Annotated in this window: 20 protein-coding genes; 9 read left to right on the plus strand and 11 right to left on the minus strand. The window is 72.9% G+C overall.

The window, feature by feature from the left end; all coding sequences use genetic code 11:
* Positions 1–146: 146 nt before the first annotated feature.
* On the minus strand, positions 147–1,661 hold the full coding sequence (locus OUY22_RS10210; protein ID WP_270154594.1) for a hypothetical protein: 1,515 nt from the start codon (positions 1,659–1,661) through the stop codon (positions 147–149).
* Positions 1,662–1,723: 62 nt separating this feature from the next.
* On the opposite strand from OUY22_RS10210, the gene OUY22_RS10215 reads away from it, so the two are divergent.
* A complete protein-coding gene (locus OUY22_RS10215) occupies positions 1,724–2,626 on the plus strand; it encodes a hypothetical protein (RefSeq protein WP_270154595.1) in 903 nt (300 codons plus the stop codon).
* On the opposite strand, the gene OUY22_RS10220 is transcribed toward OUY22_RS10215, so the two are convergent.
* Positions 2,598–3,119 carry a gamma carbonic anhydrase family protein gene (locus OUY22_RS10220; RefSeq protein ID WP_408638137.1) on the minus strand — a complete coding sequence of 174 codons (522 nt, stop codon included), beginning with the start codon at positions 3,117–3,119 and terminating at the stop codon, positions 2,598–2,600. The two genes, OUY22_RS10215 and OUY22_RS10220, sit on opposite strands and share 29 nt — an antisense overlap.
* A 155-nt stretch (positions 3,120–3,274) precedes the next feature.
* Here OUY22_RS10220 and OUY22_RS10225 point away from each other — a divergent pair, with 155 nt between their 5' ends.
* Complete coding sequence (locus OUY22_RS10225; RefSeq protein ID WP_270154597.1) at positions 3,275–4,276, plus strand: coiled-coil domain-containing protein; 1,002 nt, start codon at positions 3,275–3,277, stop codon at positions 4,274–4,276.
* Positions 4,277–4,414: 138 nt separating this feature from the next.
* On the opposite strand, the gene OUY22_RS10230 is transcribed toward OUY22_RS10225, so the two are convergent.
* The 3 genes from OUY22_RS10230 to OUY22_RS10240 all read right to left on the minus strand — a co-directional run bounded on the left by OUY22_RS10230 (position 4,415) and on the right by OUY22_RS10240 (position 6,150).
* Positions 4,415–4,654, minus strand: coding sequence for a hypothetical protein (locus tag OUY22_RS10230; RefSeq protein ID WP_270154598.1), 240 nt, complete (start codon positions 4,652–4,654; stop codon positions 4,415–4,417).
* Between the two features lie 125 nt (positions 4,655–4,779).
* On the minus strand, positions 4,780–5,532 hold the full coding sequence (locus OUY22_RS10235; RefSeq protein ID WP_270154599.1) for a GntR family transcriptional regulator: 753 nt from the start codon (positions 5,530–5,532) through the stop codon (positions 4,780–4,782).
* A gap of 153 nt (positions 5,533–5,685) precedes the next feature.
* Positions 5,686–6,150 (minus strand): VanZ family protein, encoded by a 465-nt coding sequence (locus OUY22_RS10240; RefSeq protein WP_270154600.1) that lies wholly within the window; start codon positions 6,148–6,150, stop codon positions 5,686–5,688.
* Positions 6,151–6,372: 222 nt separating this feature from the next.
* On the opposite strand from OUY22_RS10240, the gene OUY22_RS10245 reads away from it, so the two are divergent.
* The 6 genes from OUY22_RS10245 to kynU are packed head-to-tail and all read left to right on the plus strand — an operon-like array spanning position 6,373 to position 11,408.
* Positions 6,373–7,170 carry a 2-keto-4-pentenoate hydratase gene (locus OUY22_RS10245; RefSeq protein ID WP_270154601.1) on the plus strand — a complete coding sequence of 266 codons (798 nt, stop codon included), beginning with the start codon at positions 6,373–6,375 and terminating at the stop codon, positions 7,168–7,170.
* On the plus strand, positions 7,167–7,601 hold the full coding sequence (locus tag OUY22_RS10250; RefSeq protein ID WP_270154602.1) for a RidA family protein: 435 nt from the start codon (positions 7,167–7,169) through the stop codon (positions 7,599–7,601). The genes OUY22_RS10245 and OUY22_RS10250 overlap by 4 nt, the downstream gene beginning before the upstream one ends.
* Positions 7,598–8,113, plus strand: a complete 516-nt coding sequence (locus tag OUY22_RS10255; protein ID WP_270154603.1) for a 3-hydroxyanthranilate 3,4-dioxygenase — start codon at positions 7,598–7,600, stop codon at positions 8,111–8,113. Before OUY22_RS10250 ends, OUY22_RS10255 begins: the two co-directional genes overlap by 4 nt.
* Positions 8,114–9,082: an amidohydrolase family protein gene (locus OUY22_RS10260; RefSeq protein ID WP_270154604.1), complete on the plus strand. Its 969-nt coding sequence runs from the start codon at positions 8,114–8,116 to the stop codon at positions 9,080–9,082.
* 12 nt (positions 9,083–9,094) lie between these two features.
* The gene (locus tag OUY22_RS10265) at positions 9,095–10,210 is read left to right on the plus strand and encodes an ABC transporter substrate-binding protein (RefSeq protein WP_270154605.1); all 1,116 of its coding nucleotides are present in this window, start codon (positions 9,095–9,097) and stop codon (positions 10,208–10,210) included.
* Entirely contained in the window at positions 10,167–11,408 is a 1,242-nt protein-coding gene (gene kynU / locus OUY22_RS10270) for a kynureninase (RefSeq protein WP_270154606.1), read from the plus strand. The genes OUY22_RS10265 and kynU overlap by 44 nt, the downstream gene beginning before the upstream one ends.
* Here the strand turns inward: kynU and OUY22_RS10275 are convergent.
* Positions 11,401–11,778 (minus strand): MmcQ/YjbR family DNA-binding protein, encoded by a 378-nt coding sequence (locus OUY22_RS10275; RefSeq protein ID WP_270154607.1) that lies wholly within the window; start codon positions 11,776–11,778, stop codon positions 11,401–11,403. The two genes, kynU and OUY22_RS10275, sit on opposite strands and share 8 nt — an antisense overlap.
* Positions 11,775–12,821: a DUF2293 domain-containing protein gene (locus tag OUY22_RS10280; RefSeq protein WP_270154608.1), complete on the minus strand. Its 1,047-nt coding sequence runs from the start codon at positions 12,819–12,821 to the stop codon at positions 11,775–11,777. The genes OUY22_RS10275 and OUY22_RS10280 overlap by 4 nt, the downstream gene beginning before the upstream one ends.
* A 91-nt stretch (positions 12,822–12,912) precedes the next feature.
* On the opposite strand from OUY22_RS10280, the gene OUY22_RS10285 reads away from it, so the two are divergent.
* Positions 12,913–13,719 carry an FKBP-type peptidyl-prolyl cis-trans isomerase gene (locus OUY22_RS10285; RefSeq protein ID WP_270154609.1) on the plus strand — a complete coding sequence of 269 codons (807 nt, stop codon included), beginning with the start codon at positions 12,913–12,915 and terminating at the stop codon, positions 13,717–13,719.
* A gap of 9 nt (positions 13,720–13,728) precedes the next feature.
* Here OUY22_RS10285 and OUY22_RS10290 read toward each other — a convergent pair whose 3' ends face one another.
* The 4 genes from OUY22_RS10290 to mads6 all read right to left on the minus strand — a co-directional run bounded on the left by OUY22_RS10290 (position 13,729) and on the right by mads6 (position 17,982).
* Positions 13,729–14,484: a GntR family transcriptional regulator gene (locus tag OUY22_RS10290; RefSeq protein ID WP_270154610.1), complete on the minus strand. Its 756-nt coding sequence runs from the start codon at positions 14,482–14,484 to the stop codon at positions 13,729–13,731.
* 9 nt (positions 14,485–14,493) lie between these two features.
* On the minus strand, positions 14,494–15,270 hold the full coding sequence (gene trpA, locus OUY22_RS10295) for a tryptophan synthase subunit alpha (protein ID WP_270154611.1): 777 nt from the start codon (positions 15,268–15,270) through the stop codon (positions 14,494–14,496).
* On the minus strand, positions 15,267–16,472 hold the full coding sequence (gene trpB / locus OUY22_RS10300) for a tryptophan synthase subunit beta (protein WP_270154612.1): 1,206 nt from the start codon (positions 16,470–16,472) through the stop codon (positions 15,267–15,269). The genes trpA and trpB overlap by 4 nt, the downstream gene beginning before the upstream one ends.
* Positions 16,473–16,638: 166 nt before the next feature.
* A complete protein-coding gene (gene mads6, locus OUY22_RS10305) occupies positions 16,639–17,982 on the minus strand; it encodes a methylation-associated defense system protein kinase MAD6 (RefSeq protein ID WP_270154613.1) in 1,344 nt (447 codons plus the stop codon).
* Between the last annotated feature and the right edge of the window lie 14 nt (positions 17,983–17,996).

Raw genomic sequence — 17,996 nt, forward strand, 5'->3', positions numbered from 1 at the left:
GCCCATCGGAGTCATTCCTTTCGTCGCCGATGAGGCCCCAAGCGGATCATTTCCGCAGGTGGAGATCACAATTCAGCTAAATAGATATGATCTTAAGTGTTAGAACGATATAGGCGGGCTTAGAGTGAAATAGCGGCATTACTGGTTTAGCGGGGACTGCCGGGATCGTCACGTTCGCTGATGAGGCGGCGCACCAGCGCCGCCGACCCCGCGAAGCCCCGCTCCGGCACCCGCGCGCCCGACACGCGATGCCAGGCCAGCCCCACCGCGTACGCCGCCCCGAGCACCGCCGCCGTGCTGTCGCGGTCGGGCGGCATCAGGCCCGTCCCCGCCTCCTCGCGCACGTGCGTGAACCCGCCGCGCCGGTCGAGCAGCGTGATTCCCGGCAGCCTGAGCCGCCGTCTCGCGGCGCCCTCCGACGTCGTGCCCGACGTGTGACCTGAATCCGGCCTGCCGGGCTCCGGAATGCCGCCCGTGCGCGTATCGGGCCCTCCCCCTGGCCCGGTAAAGGAACCGGTATCGGGGTAATGGCCGTAATGCGCCGGCGAGAGCCGGACCGGAAAACCGTCCGGCTCGGTGCGCTCGGCCGCCGACGTGCTCGTCAGCCCCGCCCGCACCAGCTCCTCGTACGCGTGACGGAGCCGGTGGTCGAGCCGGGGCGGCAGCGACCCCTTGGAGTCGGACAGGTCGGCCAGATAGGCGGCGGCGGCCCGGGGCGGATCGGGCGTGAAGGCCAGCGCCTCGACCAGCTCGTAGACCGCGTGCGACAGGTCCGACTCCGGGTCGGTCTCCGCCATCAGCGCCCTGGCCAGCCGGGGCGGGCAGCGGCGCAGCCAGGCCCGGCGCAGCGCATGGTCGCCGCGCCCGGCCGCCTCGTCGTCCAGGCCCGGCCGCTTGAGCGCGGGCTCCACCATCGTGAGCAGCGCCAGCGCCCGCGGCCTGAACCGGGTGTCGGACAGCAGCAGATGCGCGGTGTCGGCGATCAACGCGGTCAGGCGCAGCGAGACGCGCTCATGGCCGGCGCGGTGCCGCTCGGCCACGAGCCTGGCCAGGTCCGCCAGCCGTGGCGCGGGCAGCCAGCGCACCCACTCGTCGCCCGGCAGCGGCCGCCGCAGGAACTCGCCGAACATGGTGATCAGCCGCTCGTTGCCGTCGAAGGCGGGCGCGTAGGCGCACCACATGATCGTCCCCCAGATCGCGGCGACCGTGCTCGGCACGTCGGCGGCGAAGACGTCGTCGAAGGCGGAGAGGGGATGGTCGGTCTCGCTCCTGAGGCAGTTGGCCCGCAGCAGGTCGCTGATGTGCGCGCAGAGCCGCGGCGGCACGTCGGGGCCGACGAAGGCCTGGGTCGAGCCCGGCTCGCCGGCGAAGTCAGGGCCGCGCGGGATCACCGACCGGGGCAGCGCCGCCGGGGAGTGGCCCACCCGCCGGACGCGGACGCGCCGGGGCGGCGGAGCCAGATGCCAGCGGCCGTCGGCCGGGTCGAGCAGGTGCCAGCGCGCGTGCGCGCCGAACAACCACCGGTCGCCCTCGCGGGTCACCAGCGTCCTGGCCGCGATGGCGTGCGCGCGGGCGTTGTCGGGCAGCTCCCGCCAGCGCGGGTCATGGACCATCGCGTGGATCTCCGCTTCGGCGGCGGTGAACGCATTCCAAGGGTCCACGGCGGCCATCGTAATCGCCAGACCGGAACCGAGGGTCAGGAGTAGACGGCAGAATGTCGGCTATGAGGGCGAGACTGGCGGGCATGATGGCGGTCGTGGGCGTGGTGAGCGGGTGCGGGACGGTGACGGCCGCCCCGCCGCAGCTGGAAGGCCCCGGGGTGCTCACTCTCGCCAAGGCGCGGCCGCCCACGCCCGGCGGAGAGGTGGGCGGCGCCTCCACCGAGTTCACGACCGCCAAGGACCTGGCGATGTGGCTCAAGCTCAGCGAGAAGGAGAAGGACGTCGACCGCCTCGCCAAGCTGGACGTCAACGCGACCGCCAAGGGCGCCATGTACCTGGAGCCCAGGACCTCCGCCTGGTTCGACGGCTTCCGCGGCCCGTTCGTCTACCAGGACCTGGCCGGCGACATCGTCATGCACGCCCGGGTGAAGGTCGAGAGCAGACGGGGCGGCAGGCCCGCGCGCAAGTTCTCGCTCGGCGGCCTGATGGCCCGGGTGCCCGGCTCGTACGACAACCCCAACTGGGTGTCGATCACCACCGGCACCACCGACAGGCCGGGCCGGATCGAGTCGAAGTACACCGAGGACGGCAGCTCCAAGCCCAAGGAGGTGGCCGCCAAGGGCGGCTGGACGGAGTTCGTGCTGGCCCGGGTGGGCAGGGTGTGCGCCGCGCTCTACAAGGAGGAGGGCGGCGAGTGGAAGGTGGCCGACCGCTGGCCGACCGAGTTCCCCGAGGTGCTCCAGTGGGGCGTGACCGCGTACTCCGACTGGGACAGCTACGCCGCGCTCAAGAGGGACCACGTCAAGGGCAACGCCAAGCTGGTGAGGGGGCGCCCCGACCTGAGGATGACCGTCGACTACGTCAGGTTCCTCAGGCCGGAGCTCCCCGACTACGCCGACCCGCTGAACACCGCGTCGGTCTCGGACGAGGTGCTGATCAAAGCGCTGACGCCCGCCGATGCCTGAGCGCCGCCGCCATGTAGGTGTCCGGCGTACGGGCGAAGGAGGCCCGGTCGTCGTCGGTCAGCTCGCGCACGACCTTCCCCGGCACCCCGGCCACCAGCACCCCCGCCGGGATCTTCTTGCCGGGCCCGATCAGCGCGCCGGCCGCGACGAGGGTGCCCGCGCCCACGCGGGCGCCGCCCAGCACGATCGCGCCGATGCCGATCAGCGCGCCCGTCTCGACGTGGGCGCCGTGGACCATGGCCTTGTGGCCCAGGCTCACCCGCGGCTCCAGGACGGCCGGCTCACCGGGATCGGCGTGCAGGCAGCAGAGGTCCTGGACGTTGCACTCCTCACCGATCTCGATGCGCTCGCCGTCCGCCCGCAGGACGGACCCGTACCAGATGCTCGACGCCCGGCCTATCGTGACCCTGCCGACCACGACGGCGCCGGGGGCGACGTACGCGTCCGGGTGGATCTCCGGGATCGCCCCGTCGTCCAATGCAGCGATGTACATCCCACCCATCGTAATTCCCGCCATTTCCCGCTCGGCTCCGGCATTCCGGTTGCGGTCGGGGGCAGGAGGCAGGAGAGTCGATTACTGACGTCTCGTCATCAGATCCTCACAATCCGCAGTTTCCCCCGCCTCACGCGAACGTATAGGTAATCCCCATGACACACGGGCACGACAGCATTCCCGACCTGATGCAGGAAGACATCTTCGACATCGCCATGCGCGGCTACAACCGCCGCCAGGTGCACGACTACATGGCCAAGACCCGTAACCAGATCAGGGATCTGGAGGAGCGGCTGGCGCGCGCGATCGACCAGGCGGAGCAGAGCCGCCTCGAGCTCGTGGACGCCAGGCGGCAGATCGCCGAGGTGCCGCAGAACTTCAACCCGAGCACCCGGCTGGAGCAGATCCTCAAGCTCGGCCAGGAGGAGGCCGCCGCCCTGCGGGAGGAGGCCGAGGCCGAGAGCACCGCGCTGCGCGAGTCCGCCAAGACCGAGTCGGACCGGCTGCTGACCTCCGCCAGGGAGACCGCCGACAAGATGCTCACCTCCGCGCAGGCGGAGGCCGAGCGGCGGGTCGGCGAGGCCACCGAGGCGGCCGAGCGCATGCTGGAGCAGGCGGGGGCCGACGCGGAGGAGGCCCGTACCTCCGCGCGCGCCGAGGCCGACGCGATGCTGCAGCAGGCGCGGGCCGAGTCGGAGCACCTGGTGACCGTGGCGCGTGAGGAGGCCGAGCGGCTGGTGTCGACCGCGACGGCCGAGTCGGAGCAGACCCTGGCCGGGGCGCGGGCCGAGGCGGAGCGGACCGTCGCCGCCGCCCACGCCGAGGCCGAGGCGGCGCTGGCCGCGGCGCAGCAGCGGGTGGCCTCGCTCGACGAGCACGCCGGCCGCCGGGTGGAGTATCTGAGCAACACCCACAACGAGGTGGTGCGCAGGCTGAACGAGGTCAACTCGGTGCTGAGCGACCTGATGCGCAAGGAGGCCGGGGCGGGCCCGCTGACGCCCGAGGCGATCGCGCCGCCCGCGGCGCAGCCCCAGCTGCCCAGCGGGCAGGACCAGGACGACGTCCGGGTGATCGTCGAGGAGGAGGACGAGCCGCGCGAGGAGCGGTCGGCCGACGACACGGACGTCAACCTGGGCCGGCTCGAACTGCGCAAGTAGCGGGTGGAAGCCTCCGCCCCCGATCGGGTCGGAGGCTTCCACGCGTGCCCCCTCTTGGTGGCCCGGTGCCGGGGCCGCCGAGACGCTGGACACGGCACCGGGCGGATCGTGGTGGCGGCGGGCGAGGCGGCCCGCCGCTCACGGAGGAGCGGGGCCGGCTCGCCGCTCGAACTCGCCCGCCAGCCTCTGCTGGTCCCGGAGCTGCTCGCGCAGGTTGTCGGGGTCGTCCGCGTCGATGGTCATCGCGCCGCCGGCGTCGCGCTGCGCGTCGCTGAGCGGGTGGTGGCGCGTCGCCCACCAGCGCCCGGCATCGCTTCGCCAGATGGTCCACTGCGGGAACTCTCGGGCGATCTCAGCGAGATGCCGGTCAAAGGTCATCTGATCAAACCCTCCGAGGGCCCCTGTTCGAGGTTCCATCCACTTTCGAGAGTGCGCCACCTCTCTAGAGAACACAATGATCGAAGGGGTCAGGTCAACGTAGCCACTTGACAAAATCGCTTGACTCATGCGTCGAAGTCGTACTGGAGTACGTATGCCGCGGCGTCCAGCACCATCTCGTTGACCTCCACCGGCGACCCTCCGGTGAGGAAGGCGGTGCGGTCGACGACGATGACCGGGGTGCCGGCCGGCAGGCCCAGGAGGCCGCTCTCGCGGGGGCTCGGCATGCGGGCGCGGACCTCCTCGGTGAAGTGCGCGGGAGGCAGGCCGAGGTCGCGCAGCCGGGCGTAGACGCCGCCGGGACCGGTGTCCTCCTGGGTGATCGGGCTGCCCTCGACGAGCGGCGCGGGGAAGTAGGAGGTGGCCAGCTGCACGGGCCTGGCGTCGACCAGGTAGCGGCGCCGGCGCACCCAGACATCGGGGGTGCCGAGCATGTGCGCCACCTCGGCGGGGGCCTGCTCGCGGACCACCTCGACCTGGTCGACGGTGAAGGGACGGCCGCGGGTGTCGGCGTCCCAGATCGATCGTCCCTCGCCCCACTGCTCGCGCGCCAGACGGCGGGAGCCGTGCCTGCGTATCGGTTTGAACAGTCGCACGTAGACCCCCGAGCCTCGCTTCGGTACGGCCAGACCTTCGTTGATCAGAACCGCGAGCGCCTGCCTGGCGGTGGCCCGTGCGATCGCGTACTCGGTCATGAGAGCGTTCTCGCCTGGTAGCCGGTCCCCGTCGCGCAGGTCGCCGGAGTGGATCCGGTCGCGGAGTGCGTCGGCGATCTGGCGGTAGATGGGAGGTTCGTGGGGTACCGGGGATTCAGACACAGTTAGATCACCCTCTGTCACCAACCGGGTTTGGCGTCTCCAGAGAACTTGCCCCGTCTTGTCTACGATCGCACAGGTACAGAGGTTGGTTGCGTGTCTCTTTTTGAGCGGTGTATGCCTGTGTGGTGACAACGGCCCGTTTTTATCGGGCCGTTACCCGCGAAAAGGGCCGACCGTTGCGGGCCCGGCCCACCAGCGGCGCGTAACCGCCGCGGCCGCCACCGCCCCCGCCGTGTTGATCAGGACGTCGTCCACGGACGAGAACCGGCCGAGTCGCAGGACGTACTGGAGGGTCTCCACGAGCAGTGAGGCGAGCGCCGCGACCGCGGCCACGCGGGCCGGGGAGGCCAGGCGCGCGGAGCGCACGGGCAGCAGCGCGCCGAGCGGGGCGAACACCAGCAGATTGCCCCCGACCTGCACGAACGCCGTCTCCCACGGCGCCCGCAGCACCGCGGCGAGATCCCGGAACGGGATCAGGCTGACGCCCTCCGCGCCGCCCGCCGGGGTGAGGATCATCCAGATCCAGGGGGCGGTGCCGACCGCGATCCCGACGTCGGCCAGCGCGGTGCGCAGGGCCGCGGGGTGCCCGCGGCGGGCGCGCCGACGCGACAGGAGCACGACGGCTGCCGCGGCCCAGGGAAGGGCAAAGGTACCAGCAATAATGACGTTTCCCCACAAATCCCACGTGCGCGCCACCGGACCATGATGTCCGCGGCGGACGGCTACGGGAAGATGACCCTCAAGACAGGTCGCGCGTGGGCAACATCAGCGACATGGCGCGCGGCGACGCGGCGAGAGACGATGCTATGGGCACGACAACGATCAAGCGGGAGTTACCCGATGCAGGATGAATGGTCGCAGGCGGTCGACGGGCGCACCGACGCCGCCGACCGGTTGGCGGAGGCCGCGCGGTCCGGCAAGCCGTGCGAGCCCGTGCGCGACGTGGTCGGCACCACGCGGGAGGCGTACGCCGTACAGGAGATCAACACGCGCCGGGCGCTGGACGAGGGACGTCGGCTGGTGGGCCGGAAGATCGGCCTCACCCATCGGGAGGCGCAGGAGCGGCTCGGCATCGACCATCCCGACTACGGCATGCTTTTTGCGGATATGTCGTATCTCGATGGGCTGCCCATCCCCATCACGCGCTTCCTCCAGCCCAGGGTCGAGGCGGAGATCGCCTTCGTCATGGGCGCCGACCTGGTGGGCGGGCCCTTCACGGTGGCCGAGGTGATCAGGGCGATCGACTTCGTGCTGCCCGCCATCGAGATCGCCGACTCGCGCGTCGCCGGCTGGGACATCACGCTCCCCGACACCGTCGCCGACAACGCCTCCGCCGGCGCGTTCGTGCTGGGCAACACGCCCGCCCCGCTGATCGGCTCCGACCTGCGGCTGGCCGGCATGCGCATGACCCGCGCGGGCGCGGAGGTCTCGGCCGGCGCGGGCGCGGCGTGCATGGGCCACCCCCTCAACGCGGCCGTGTGGCTCGCCGGGGCGCTCGGCCGCACGCCCTTCCCGCTGCGGGCCGGTGACGTGGTCCTGACGGGCGCGCTCGGGCCGGTGGTCCCGGCCGAGCCCGGCGACGCGTTCGAGGCCCACATCGACGGGCTGGGCTCGGTCCGGGCGGTGTTCTCCCGATGACGCGCGACCACGGCCGGGCGCTGCTGGTCGAGGGCAAGGCGACGCCGCGCGGCCGGTTCCCGCACGCCCGCCGCGCCGGTGACTTCCTGTACATCTCGGGCACCAGCTCCAGAAGGCCGGACAACACCTTCGCCGGCGCGGAGGCCGACGAGCTGGGCGTCACCGACCTCGACATCCGCGCCCAGACGAGGGCCGTCATCGAGAACCTCGGCGACATACTCAAGGCGGCCGGCTGCTCGCTGGCCGGCCTGGTGCAGATCACCGCCTATCTCGTCAACATGAACGACTACAAGGGCTACAACGAGGTGTACGCCGAGTTCTTCGACGAGGAGGGGCCGACCAGGACCACGGTCGCCGTCCACCAGTTGCCGCACCCGCACCTGCTGATCGAGATGCAGGCCGTCGCCTATCACCCATTGGAGAGATCATGATTCCCCCGATCGACTTCACCAAGTGGATCGACGAGCACGCCCACCTGCTCAAGCCGCCGGTGGGCAACAAGGTGGTCTTCGAGGGGGCCGAGGACTTCATCGTCATGGTGGTCGGCGGGCCGAACTCCCGCACCGACTACCACGTCGACCCGTACGAGGAGCTCTTCTACCAGATCCGCGGCAACATGCACGTCAACGTGATCACCGACCGGGGGCCGGAGACCGTGCACGTCAGGGAGGGGCAGATGTGGCTGCTCCCGCCGTCGATGCCGCACTCCCCGCAGCGCCCCGAGGAGGGGTCGGTCGGGCTGGTGGTGGAGCGGATCCGGCCGGAGGGCACGCTGGAGCGGTTCCAGTGGTACTGCGAGCGGTGCGGCTCGCTCGTCCACGAGGTGGAGCTCCAGGTACGCGACATCGTCGAGGACCTGCCGCCGGTGTTCAACGCGTTCTACGCCGACGAGAAGGCGCGCACCTGCCCGGGCTGCGGCGCGCTCCACCCGGGCAAGGGCTGAATGATCACTGACGTCCACACCCACCACGTGCCCAAGGGCTGGCCCGACCTGGGCCGGCCGGGAGCGCCGAGCCTGCGGGTGGAGTCCGAGCGGGAAGCCGTCATCCTCGTCGGCGGCGCCGAGTTCCGCCGGATCGGCCACGAGTGCTGGGACCCCCGGGCGCGGCTGGAGGCGATGGACCGCGACGGGGTGGACCGTCAGGTGGTCTCGCCGACGCCGGTGTTCTTCGGCTACGACCGGCCGGCCGCCGAGGGCGTGCGGATCGCCCGGATCTTCAACGACCTGGCGCTGGAGATCTGCGACGGGGACCGGTTGGTGCCGTTCTGCCAGGTGCCGCTGCAGGACCCCGACCTGGCCTGCGAGGAGCTGGACCGGTGCCTGGCCAACGGGCATCGGGGCGTCGAGATCGGCAACCACGCCGGCGACCGCGACCTGGACGACGACGGGATCGTGCGCTTCCTGGCCCACTGCGCCGGCCGGGGCGTCCCGGTGTTCGTGCACCCGTGGGACATGCCGTCAGGGCCGCGGCTGGACCGGTGGATGGCGCAATGGCTGGTCGGCATGCCGGCCGAGACCCACCTGTCGATCCTGGCGATGATCCTCGGCGGCGTGTTCGACCGCGTCCCCGACACCCTGCGCATCTGCTTCGCGCACGGCGGCGGGTCGTTCGGGTTCTGGCTGGGCCGGTTCGAGAACGCCTGGCACCGCAGGAAAGACGTGATCGGCGTCTCGCGGCTGCCGCCGTCCGGCTATCTCGGCAGGTTCAGCGTCGACTCGGCCGTCTTCGACGAACGGGCGCTGCGCCTGCTCGTGGACACCTTCGGCGAGGACCACGTCATGCTCGGCTCGGACTACCCGTACCCGCTGGGCGAGTCGCCCGCGGGCGGGCTGATCAGGACGGCCGGGTTCCTCACCGACGCGGCGCGGGACAAGCTGCTGCGCCGCAACGCCGAGGCGTTCCTGGGCTGAGGGGAGCTCATCATGCGGTTACCGCCTGTCGTCGGGCTGGTGGTGCTGATGGCCGCGGGCTGCGGCGGCGGGTCGGCGCCGCAGCCGTCGCAGCACGAGGACGGCGAGGTCAGGGTGGGTGTGATCGTCTCCCAGACCGGCGTCTTCGCCCTGCTCGGTGACGAGATGGAACAGGCCATGCGCCTGTTCCTGGAGGCGAGCGGCGGCGAGCTGGGCGGCAGGCCCGCCCGGCTGGTCGTCGCCGACGACGGCGGCACGCCGGGGCAGGGCAGGCAGGCGGCCAGACGGCTCATCGAGCGCGACCGGGTGGACGTGATCACCGGGCTGCTGGCCTCGCCGGTCGCCGAGGCCGTGGTGGAGGAGGCCCGGGGGACCCCGGTCGTGGTGGCCAACGCCGGGGCCGACGAGCTGGGCGGGCCGGGGGTGTTCCGGGTGTCGTTCACCAACCACGAGCACGGGCACGCCGCGGGCCGCTACGCCGCCGAGGCCCACGGCCGGCGCCCCGCCGTGCTCATGGCCTCCGACTACTCGGCCGGCGTCGAGACCCTGGACGGCTTCGAGGAGGGGTACGGGGCGGGCAAGCTGGCGCGCATCCTGACCCCGTACGGCAGGACGCTGGACCTGGCGCCGTACCTCGCGCGGATCCCGCCGGAGGCGGAGCTGCTGTACGCGTTCTACGCGGGCGGCGAGGCGGTCACCTTCGCCAAGGCGTTCAAGCAGCTCGGCTACGACGCCAGGATCGACCTGCTGACCGGTCAGAACCTCATGGACGAGGACGTGCTCGCGGCCATCGGGCCGGACGCGGAGGGCGTCGTCAGCGTCGGCCTGTACGCGCCGGTGCTGGAGAACCCGGAGAACACCGCCTTCGTGGCCAGGTGGCAGACCCGGACCGGGCAGAACCCGTCGGTGGTGGCGGTGCAGAGCTGGGACGCCATGCGGCTGCTGGATCGGGCCGCTGCCCGGGGCGGCGACCTGATGACGGAGCTGGGCAGGGTGGGGGAGCTGCCCAGCCCGCGCGGGGCGCTGCGGCTGCATCCGGCGACGCATGACCCGGTGCAGAACTGGTATGCCCGCCAGTACCAAAATGGTACAAATCGGGTTATCGCCACCATTCCCCCTAAGGAGTGACCAGTTGCTGGATCGCGACCGCTGCCTCGCCCTGGACGCCGAGGACCCGCTGCGGGAGTTCAGGGACGAGTTCGTGCTCCCCGAAGGGGTCATCTACCTCGTGGGCAACTCGCTCGGCGCGCTCCCGCGCCACGCCCCCGAACGGGTGCGCAGGACGGTCGAGGACGAGTGGGGCGCCCAGCTCGTCGGCGGCTGGAACAGCGCCGGCTGGTTCGAGCAGCCGCTGACCGCCGGCGACCGGATCGCGCCGCTCATCGGCGCGGGCCCCGGGCAGGTCGTCGTGGGCAACACCACCTCGATCGCGATCCACCAGGCGGTCGCGGCGGCGGCTCGGCTGCGCCCGGACCGGCGGGTCATCGTCTCCGACGCGCGCAACTTCCCGACCGACCACTACATGGTCCAGGGACTGGCCGAGGCGCTCGGCTACGAGCTGCGCGACGTCTCCGAGGGCCGCTTCGACGACGTGGCGGCGGTGCTGCTGTCGGAGGTCGACTACCGCACCGGCGAACGCCACGACGTGATCGAGGTGACCGCCCGGGTGCAGGCGGCGGGGGCGCTGATGATCTGGGACGTCTGCCACAGCGTCGGCGCCATGCCGGTGGACGTGTCGGGCGCCGACTTCGCGGTCGGGTGCACGTACAAGTACCTCAACGGCGGGCCCGGCTCGCCGGCGTTCCTGTACGTGAACCCGCGCCACCAGGACGAGGCCGTCAACGTGCTGTCGGGCTGGTACGGCCACGCCGAGCCGTTCGGGTTCGAGCCCGGCTACCGGCCGGCCCACGGGGTAAGGCGGTTCGCGGTGAGCACGCCGCACGTGCTGTCGTTCGCCGCGCTGGAGGCCGCGCTGGACGTCTGGGAGCGGGTGCCGCTGCACCTGCTGCGCGCCAAGAGCGTGGCGCTCGGCGAGATCTTCGCCGGCCTGGTCGGCGACGCCCTGGAACTGGCCTCGCCCGCCGACCCCGAACGGCGCGGCAGCCACCTCGCCTTCCGCCATCCCCACGGGTATCCGGTGATGCGGGCGCTCATCGACCGGGGCGTGCACGGCGACTTCCGGGCGCCCGACATCCTGCGGTTCGGGCTGGCCCCGCTCTACATCCGCTACGTGGACGTCCACGACGCGGCGCGGATCCTGCTGGAGGTCCTGGACAAGGAGCTGTGGCGGGACGAGAAGTACGCCCGCCGGCTCGCCGTCACGTGACCCGGCCGTCCAGCTCCTTGACCGCCCGCTTCGGCGCGACGGCGCGGTAGCTCTCCTCGACCCAGTCGATCAGCACGTCGGACGGCGGCAGCGGCGACTCCAGCGGCACCGTCACCCATCCGGCCCTGCCGAGGCCGTAGCCGCTGGGCCGTGCGCCCTCGACGGCGAGCGCGTGGCCGTGCGCCTCCGTCCGCAGCTTCACCCCGAACGTGGGCCGCCACTTGTCGGTGGGCTCCTCGACGCCGAGGAACAGGAAGATCTTCTTGCCGACCTTGACGACGGTGTCGCCCCACGGGTGGTCCTCCCACGCCTCCGGCAGGCCGAGCGCGAACGCGCGCAGCTCCTCCCGGGTGTCGTGCCATGCGCTCATCCCGACCCCGTCCTGAACTCGGCCAGTTTCCGTTCGATGGCGTCCCGGATCCGCTCGCGCGCCTCCGCCCGGGGCACCCCCGCCATCAGCATGGCGTCATAACCGGTGTCCAGGTGACGGATCGACGCGATCACCGCCAACGTGATCGCGTTCTCGTCCAGGGCCCTGGCCGCCGCCGTGCGGCCCACCCGGCCGCTGCCGCGCAGACCGGCGTGCTCGGCGATGGACCGGGCCCGCTCCGGCGGGCAGCCGGGGAACAGCCGGGCGATCTCGGCCGCCATCCGCTCCTGGTAGACCACGTCCTGCTCGGCCCTGCGCTCCCGGTCGCGCTCACGCCGGCGCGAGCGCGCGTCCTCGTCGGCCAGGCACCGCTCCTCGGCCCTGGCCAGCGCCTCCTCCTCGACCAGCAGCCCGCGGCGCTGGTAGACCTTGCGCCGCCGGTCGAACCGGACGACCACCGCCGCCAGCCCGCTCTCCTGCTTGGCCCGGCGGCTCAGCGCCGCGTTCCCCGCCGCCAGGAACACCAGGTGGTCCAGGTCGGCGCAGGTCAGGCAGTGCGGCCGGTCGTCCTCCATGATCAGGTACGGTCCGCTGTCGGCGCACCCGGCACACGTCCACGCCGCCGAAGGCTCGACCACGACCAGGTCCGGCGGCCTGGCCTGGCGCTCGGCGATCCGCCGCACCCGCGCCTCGCTCAGGTCGGGCGACAGCCAGTGGACGGTGAACGGCTCCTGCTCCGGATGCGCGGTGAAGCGCAGCGGGCGGCGGTCGCGGCTGCCCGACACGTACGGCGCCGGCACCGGGCGCAGACCCTTGGCCTCCGCCCAGGAGCGCAGCAGGGCGGCCGTGGTGAGCAGGCGGTCGCCGTCGACCGCGGCCAACTCGGCGAGCGTGGCCGCCCGGCCCTGCCGCCAGACGTCGACGTGCCGCGTGTGCAGCCAGCGCAGCCCCGTCACCACGTCGATGAACGTCACGTAGCGATGGTCGGCCAGCGCGATCTCGGCGGCCTGGGCGACCCTGCGGGCCAGGTTCGGCTTGCTCACGCCTCTCAGTGTGCCGCGCCTTTGTCACCCGGTGGGCATCCCATGTGGCGATCGCGGCGAGTATCCGGACGAGTCGTCCTTCGGAGGAATCTTGCGCCTGCTCTGGCCCGCCGTGCTCCTGCTCGCCGCCTCGTGCGGCGCCGCCCCGGCCGCCGCCCCGATGCCCGAGGTCAAGGGCGGGTTCGGGGTCAGGCCGCAGGTGACCGTGCCCGGCGGCAGGCCCGGTCACCGGGTGCGGATGGCGGTGCTGGTGGCGGGCCGGGGACGGCTGACCTCTCCTGGGGACGTGGTGCTGGCCGACGTCGAGATCCGCCGGTGGCAGGACAACGTCTCCCGGCTGAGCACGTACGAGACCCACCGGCCGGTCGCGGTCGTGCTCGACGGGCGGCCGCTCCCGCGCGCCTGGCGCGAGGCCGTCGCCGGCCGGGCGGCGGGCAGCCGGGTGCTGCTGGTCGGGCCCGCCGCGCAGGTGCTCGGCCCGGACCTGCGCGCGGACACCGAAGGGCTGCGGCCCGACGAGCCGCTGGTGGCGGTCATCGACGTGCTCGGCGGCTATCCGCCGGACGCCCGCCTGGTCGGCCGGCCGCTGCCCACGCCGCCCGCCGACCTCACCCCGCAGGCCCCGGCCCGCACGCTCATCGGGGGCTCGGGGGACGCGGTGCGCGCCGGATCCAAGGTGGTGGTGCAGTACGTCGCCGTCGCGTGGCCGTCGAGGACCGTGGCGGACTCCTCGTACCGCGCCGGCGGCCCGGCCGCCTTCACGCTGGCCCGGGACGGCGCGCCGGCCGGCTGGGTGGAGGGGCTGCGCGGCCAGCGGGTCGGCGGCAGGGTCGCGTTCGGCTCGCCGGCCGCCGGGCTGCTGTACGTGGTCGACATCGTGGACTGCGTGAACTGCTGACCACGGCCCTCAGCTGGTCGCGCGCCAGGACAGGGACAGGCCGGTGGCGGCGCGTTCGGTGCGGATCTCCATCATGGTGCCCAGGATGGTGGCGTGGTCGGACACCACGGGGACGGCGTCGGGCGTGTAGGTGATGCGGGTGCTGAGGAGCACCGGACTGCCCTCGGGCTCGTGCAGGCGGCGCGCGGCGGCGGGGTCCAGCAGGCCGGGCCGGACCGCCTCCGACGCCCGCGCCACCGCCACCCCCACGTCGGCCAGGGCCGCGTAGAGGGAGACGGCGGCGAAGTCGCGGTCGCGGATCTGGTCGGCCACCGGCCGGCGCACCCAGGACACCTGGTGCACGGCGGGACGACCGGCGAACTCGCGGACCCGTTCCAGCCGCAGCGCGGTGTCACCGGGGCGCAGCCGCAGCTCGGCGGCGATCACGGCCGGGGCCCGTCGCATCGCCCGCCCGGCCACTACGGTCCGCACGTCGTGGCCCTGCTCGCGCAGGTCGTCGGCCAGGCTGCGGAGCGAGCCGAGCTGGTAGGCCAGGTGGGGCGGGGACACGTACGTGCCCTTGCCCGGCCGCTGCACGATCAGCCTCTCGTCGCTGAGCTCGCGCAGCGCCTGGCGCAGCGTCATGAGGGTCACCCCGTAGGAGGCGCTCAGCTCCCGCTGCGGGGGCAGCGCCTCGCCCGGGGCGTAGTGTCCCGACCGGATCTTGGCGGCGAGGTCGGCGGCGATGGCGCGGTATCTCGCCTCATGTCCGGCGTCGGGGGTCATCGTGGTGCGTCACTCCTGGTCGAGGGCCCGGCGCAGGGCCGCGAGGAAGGTCAGCACGTCGTCCGGCCCTGCCCCGTCGAGCACCCGCCGCATGACCGCGGCGCCGACCACCACGCCGTCGGCGTGCCGGCGGGCCTCGCGCGCCTGGTCAGGCGTGGAAATGCCAAATCCTAGCAAGACAGGGCGGTCGGAGACGCTCCTGATCCGCGCGGTGAGCTCGCCCGCCGAGGCGGCGAGGCCGGCCCGCTCGCCGGTGGTGCCCATCAGCGAGACCGCGTAGACGAACCCGCGGCTGCGGCGCGCGATCTCCCCGAGCCTCGGGTCCGGCGTGGCAGGAGAGGCCAGCAGGGCGAGGTCGATCCCGGCGGCGGCGGCCACGCCGGCCAGCTCGTCCGCCTCGTGGACCGGCAGGTCGGGCACGATCAGGCCGCTGACGCCGGCCCGGCGCAGCGCGGCGCAGAACGCCCCGGGGCCGTCGTGCAGCACCAGGTTGTAGTAGGTGCTGGCGACCAGCGGCACGCCCAGGCCGGCGACCTCGGCCAGGTCGGCGAGAACGCGGCGGGTGCTCGCCCCCCGGGCCAGCGCGGCCTCGCTCGCCCGCTGGATGGTGACGCCGTCGAGTGTCGGATCGGAGAACGGCAGCCCGACCTCGATCGCGTCGGCCCCCGCCGCGGCGAACGCTTCCAGGTACCGCGTCCAGCCAGGCGCGATGCCCCCGGTGACGTACGGCATGAGCAGGCCGCGGCCGGTGTCCCGGCGGGCGCGCAGACGGTCCTCGACGGTCACAGCAGCTCCTTCAGAGTGGAGATGTCCTTGTCGCCCCGGCCGGACAGCGTCATCAGGACCGTCGATCCGGCGGGCAGGCCGCCGTCGCCCGCGGCGCGGATCACCCAGGCGAGGGCGTGCGCCGACTCGAGCGCGGGGACGATGCCCTCGGTCCGCGCCAGCCGCAGCGCCGCGCCGACCGCCTCCTCGTCGGTCACCGTGACGTACCGGGCCCGGCCCAGGTCGCGCAGGTGGGCGTGCTCCGGTCCGACCCCGGGGTAGTCGAGCCCGGCGGCGATGGAGTGCGCCTCGACGATCTGGCCGTCGCCGTCCTGCAGGAAAAGCGAGCGGCAGCCGTGCAGGACGCCGAGCCTGCCGCGGGACGCCCCGGCGCCGCCCTCCGCCTCGACGCCGACGAAGCGCGCCGGGGTGTCGGCGAACCCGGCGAACGTGCCGGCCGCGTTGGAGCCGCCGCCCACGCACGCGACCACGTGGTCGGGCAGGCCGGTCCGCAGCTCGGCGGCGCACTGCGCGCGGGCCTCGTCGCCGATGACCCGCTGCAACTCCCTGACCATCCACGGGTACGGGTCCGGGCCGATCACCGAGCCGACGCAGTAGTGGGAGTCGCCGGTCGCGCCCACCCAGTGCCGCATGGCCTCGCTGGTCGCGTCCTTGAGCGTACGGCTGCCCGTGGTCACCGGGACCACCTCGGCGCCCAGCAGGCGCATCCTGAAGACGTTCAGGTCCTGCCGCTCGATGTCGCGCTCGCCCATGAAGACCGTGGCCTCCAGCCCGAGCAGCGCGGCGGCGGTCGCGGTGGCCACCCCGTGCTGGCCCGCCCCCGTCTCGGCGATCAACCGCCGCCGTCCCATCCGCGCGGCGAGCAGAGCCTGGCCCAGCACATTGTTGATCTTGTGGGACCCGGTGTGGGTGAGGTCCTCGCGCTTGAGCCAGAGCCGCACGCCCAGCTCCCGCGACAGCCGCCGGGCCGGGGTGAGCGGGGTCGGCCGCCCGGCGTGCACGGCGAGCAGCTCCGCCAGGTCGCCCCGGAACCCCGGGTCCGCCCACGCCTCCCGGAACGCCTCCTCCACCTCGCGGCACGCCTCCACCAGCGACTCCGGCGCGTACCGCCCGCCGTAGTCCCCGAACCGGCCCCGCGCCCCGGGCTCACCCATCGTCCCGGCCACCGGGGCGGCCTCACGCCATGGCGACACGTATCGCATCCCGCACCCACCTCGTTCTATAACTCATCACAGAGTTCTATAACAGTGAGCATGACACGAGGACGCCGGGGAACGCCACCCATGGCGGCCGGCCGTACGGGAGCGGCTCGCGCGGCGGGGGTCGGCCGTACGGGAGCGGAGGAGAGGCGTCCGGCGCGGTCGGTGGTCAGTCGTTGGGGAGCAGGCGGCGGAAGAGGCGCCTGACGCGGGAGCCCGAGCCCGCGCCCTCCAGGGCGGCCAGCGACTCCGCCGCCGTCGGCCGCTTGGCCGGGGCGGGGTCGATCATGCGCCGCACCACCTCGGGGACCTCCTGCCCGTACGCGTCGGCACTGGTCGGCAGCGCGCCGGTGAGGAGCTGGTAGGCGATCACGCCGGCCGCGTACACGTCGGCGGCGGCGGTCATCCGATCCGCCTTGTCGTGGCACTCGGGCGCGACGTAATGAGCGTCGAGCACGTTGTTGAGCTCGTGCACCACCGTGTAGTCGCGCGGCCCCGGCTTGGCGTAGTCGAACCCGGTCAGCACCGCGTGGCCCTCGTCGGTCACCAGCACGCTGGCCGGGGTGAGCGCGCGGTGGATCACCCCGTGGGCGTGCGCGTGGGCCAGGCCGCGCAGCAGGTCCTGGATCACGCTCAGCCGCTCACCCCGGCCCAGCCGCAGGTGGAGGGCCTGGCCGTGGACGTCGTCGAGCACGAGCACGAACCGGCTCTCGTCGTCGATGGCGAAGAAGTCGCGCGAGCGCACCACGCACGGGTGCGGCGGGATCCTGGCCAGGGTCTGGTAGGCGTTGGCGATGCGCTGCCGCTCGGCCGCCCTGGCCGCCTGGTCGGCGAGCGGGTCGGCCTGGTAGACCCGGAGCAGCACGGTCTCGCTGCCCGGCAGCGTGGCGTTGAACGCGCGGTATTCGGTGACCCGCGCGTCGCCGCCGAGCTGCTCCTCGACCTCCCAGTTGCCGAACCGGGGCGGGGCGGTGCTGCGCCGCACGGTCTGGTTGAGCGCGTCGAGCACGGCGGTCAGGTAGGGGCGCACGTCGGGGCTGCAGCCGCGCCGCACCCGCCTGACGTCGCTCAACGTCGGGATCAGGCCGGACAGGTCGGTGACGCTGCCCGCGTCGCGTCCGGCGGGGTCGATCAGCCGGGCGTCGGGCGAGGTGAGCACCACCAGGCTGTCGACGTAGACCCGCTCCAGCTGGGTCGCCCGCGAGACGAGCAGACCCTTGAGCGCCTTGGCCGTGCCGCGCAGCTTGGTGACCGGCGAGCCGAACGCCTCCCTGCGCGGCGGGAACCAGCGCGCACCGGACACCTCGATCCGGCCCCTGGTGCCCTTGACGTCCACGACCACCAGCGCGTGCCCGGTCAGCACCAGCAGGTCCACCTCGAAGAGATCGTCGCCGCGGGGCACCTCGACGTTGTGGAGCAGCAACCAGTCGGCGGGCGCGTGGTCCCTCAGGTACGCGATCACGCGCCGTTCGGCGTCGTTGACCGGCTGCCCACCCCCGACGATCTGTGCCATGGGCCTATCCTCGC

The organism is Nonomuraea corallina (assembly GCF_027620315.1).
Classification (GTDB): domain Bacteria; phylum Actinomycetota; class Actinomycetes; order Streptosporangiales; family Streptosporangiaceae; genus Nonomuraea; species Nonomuraea corallina.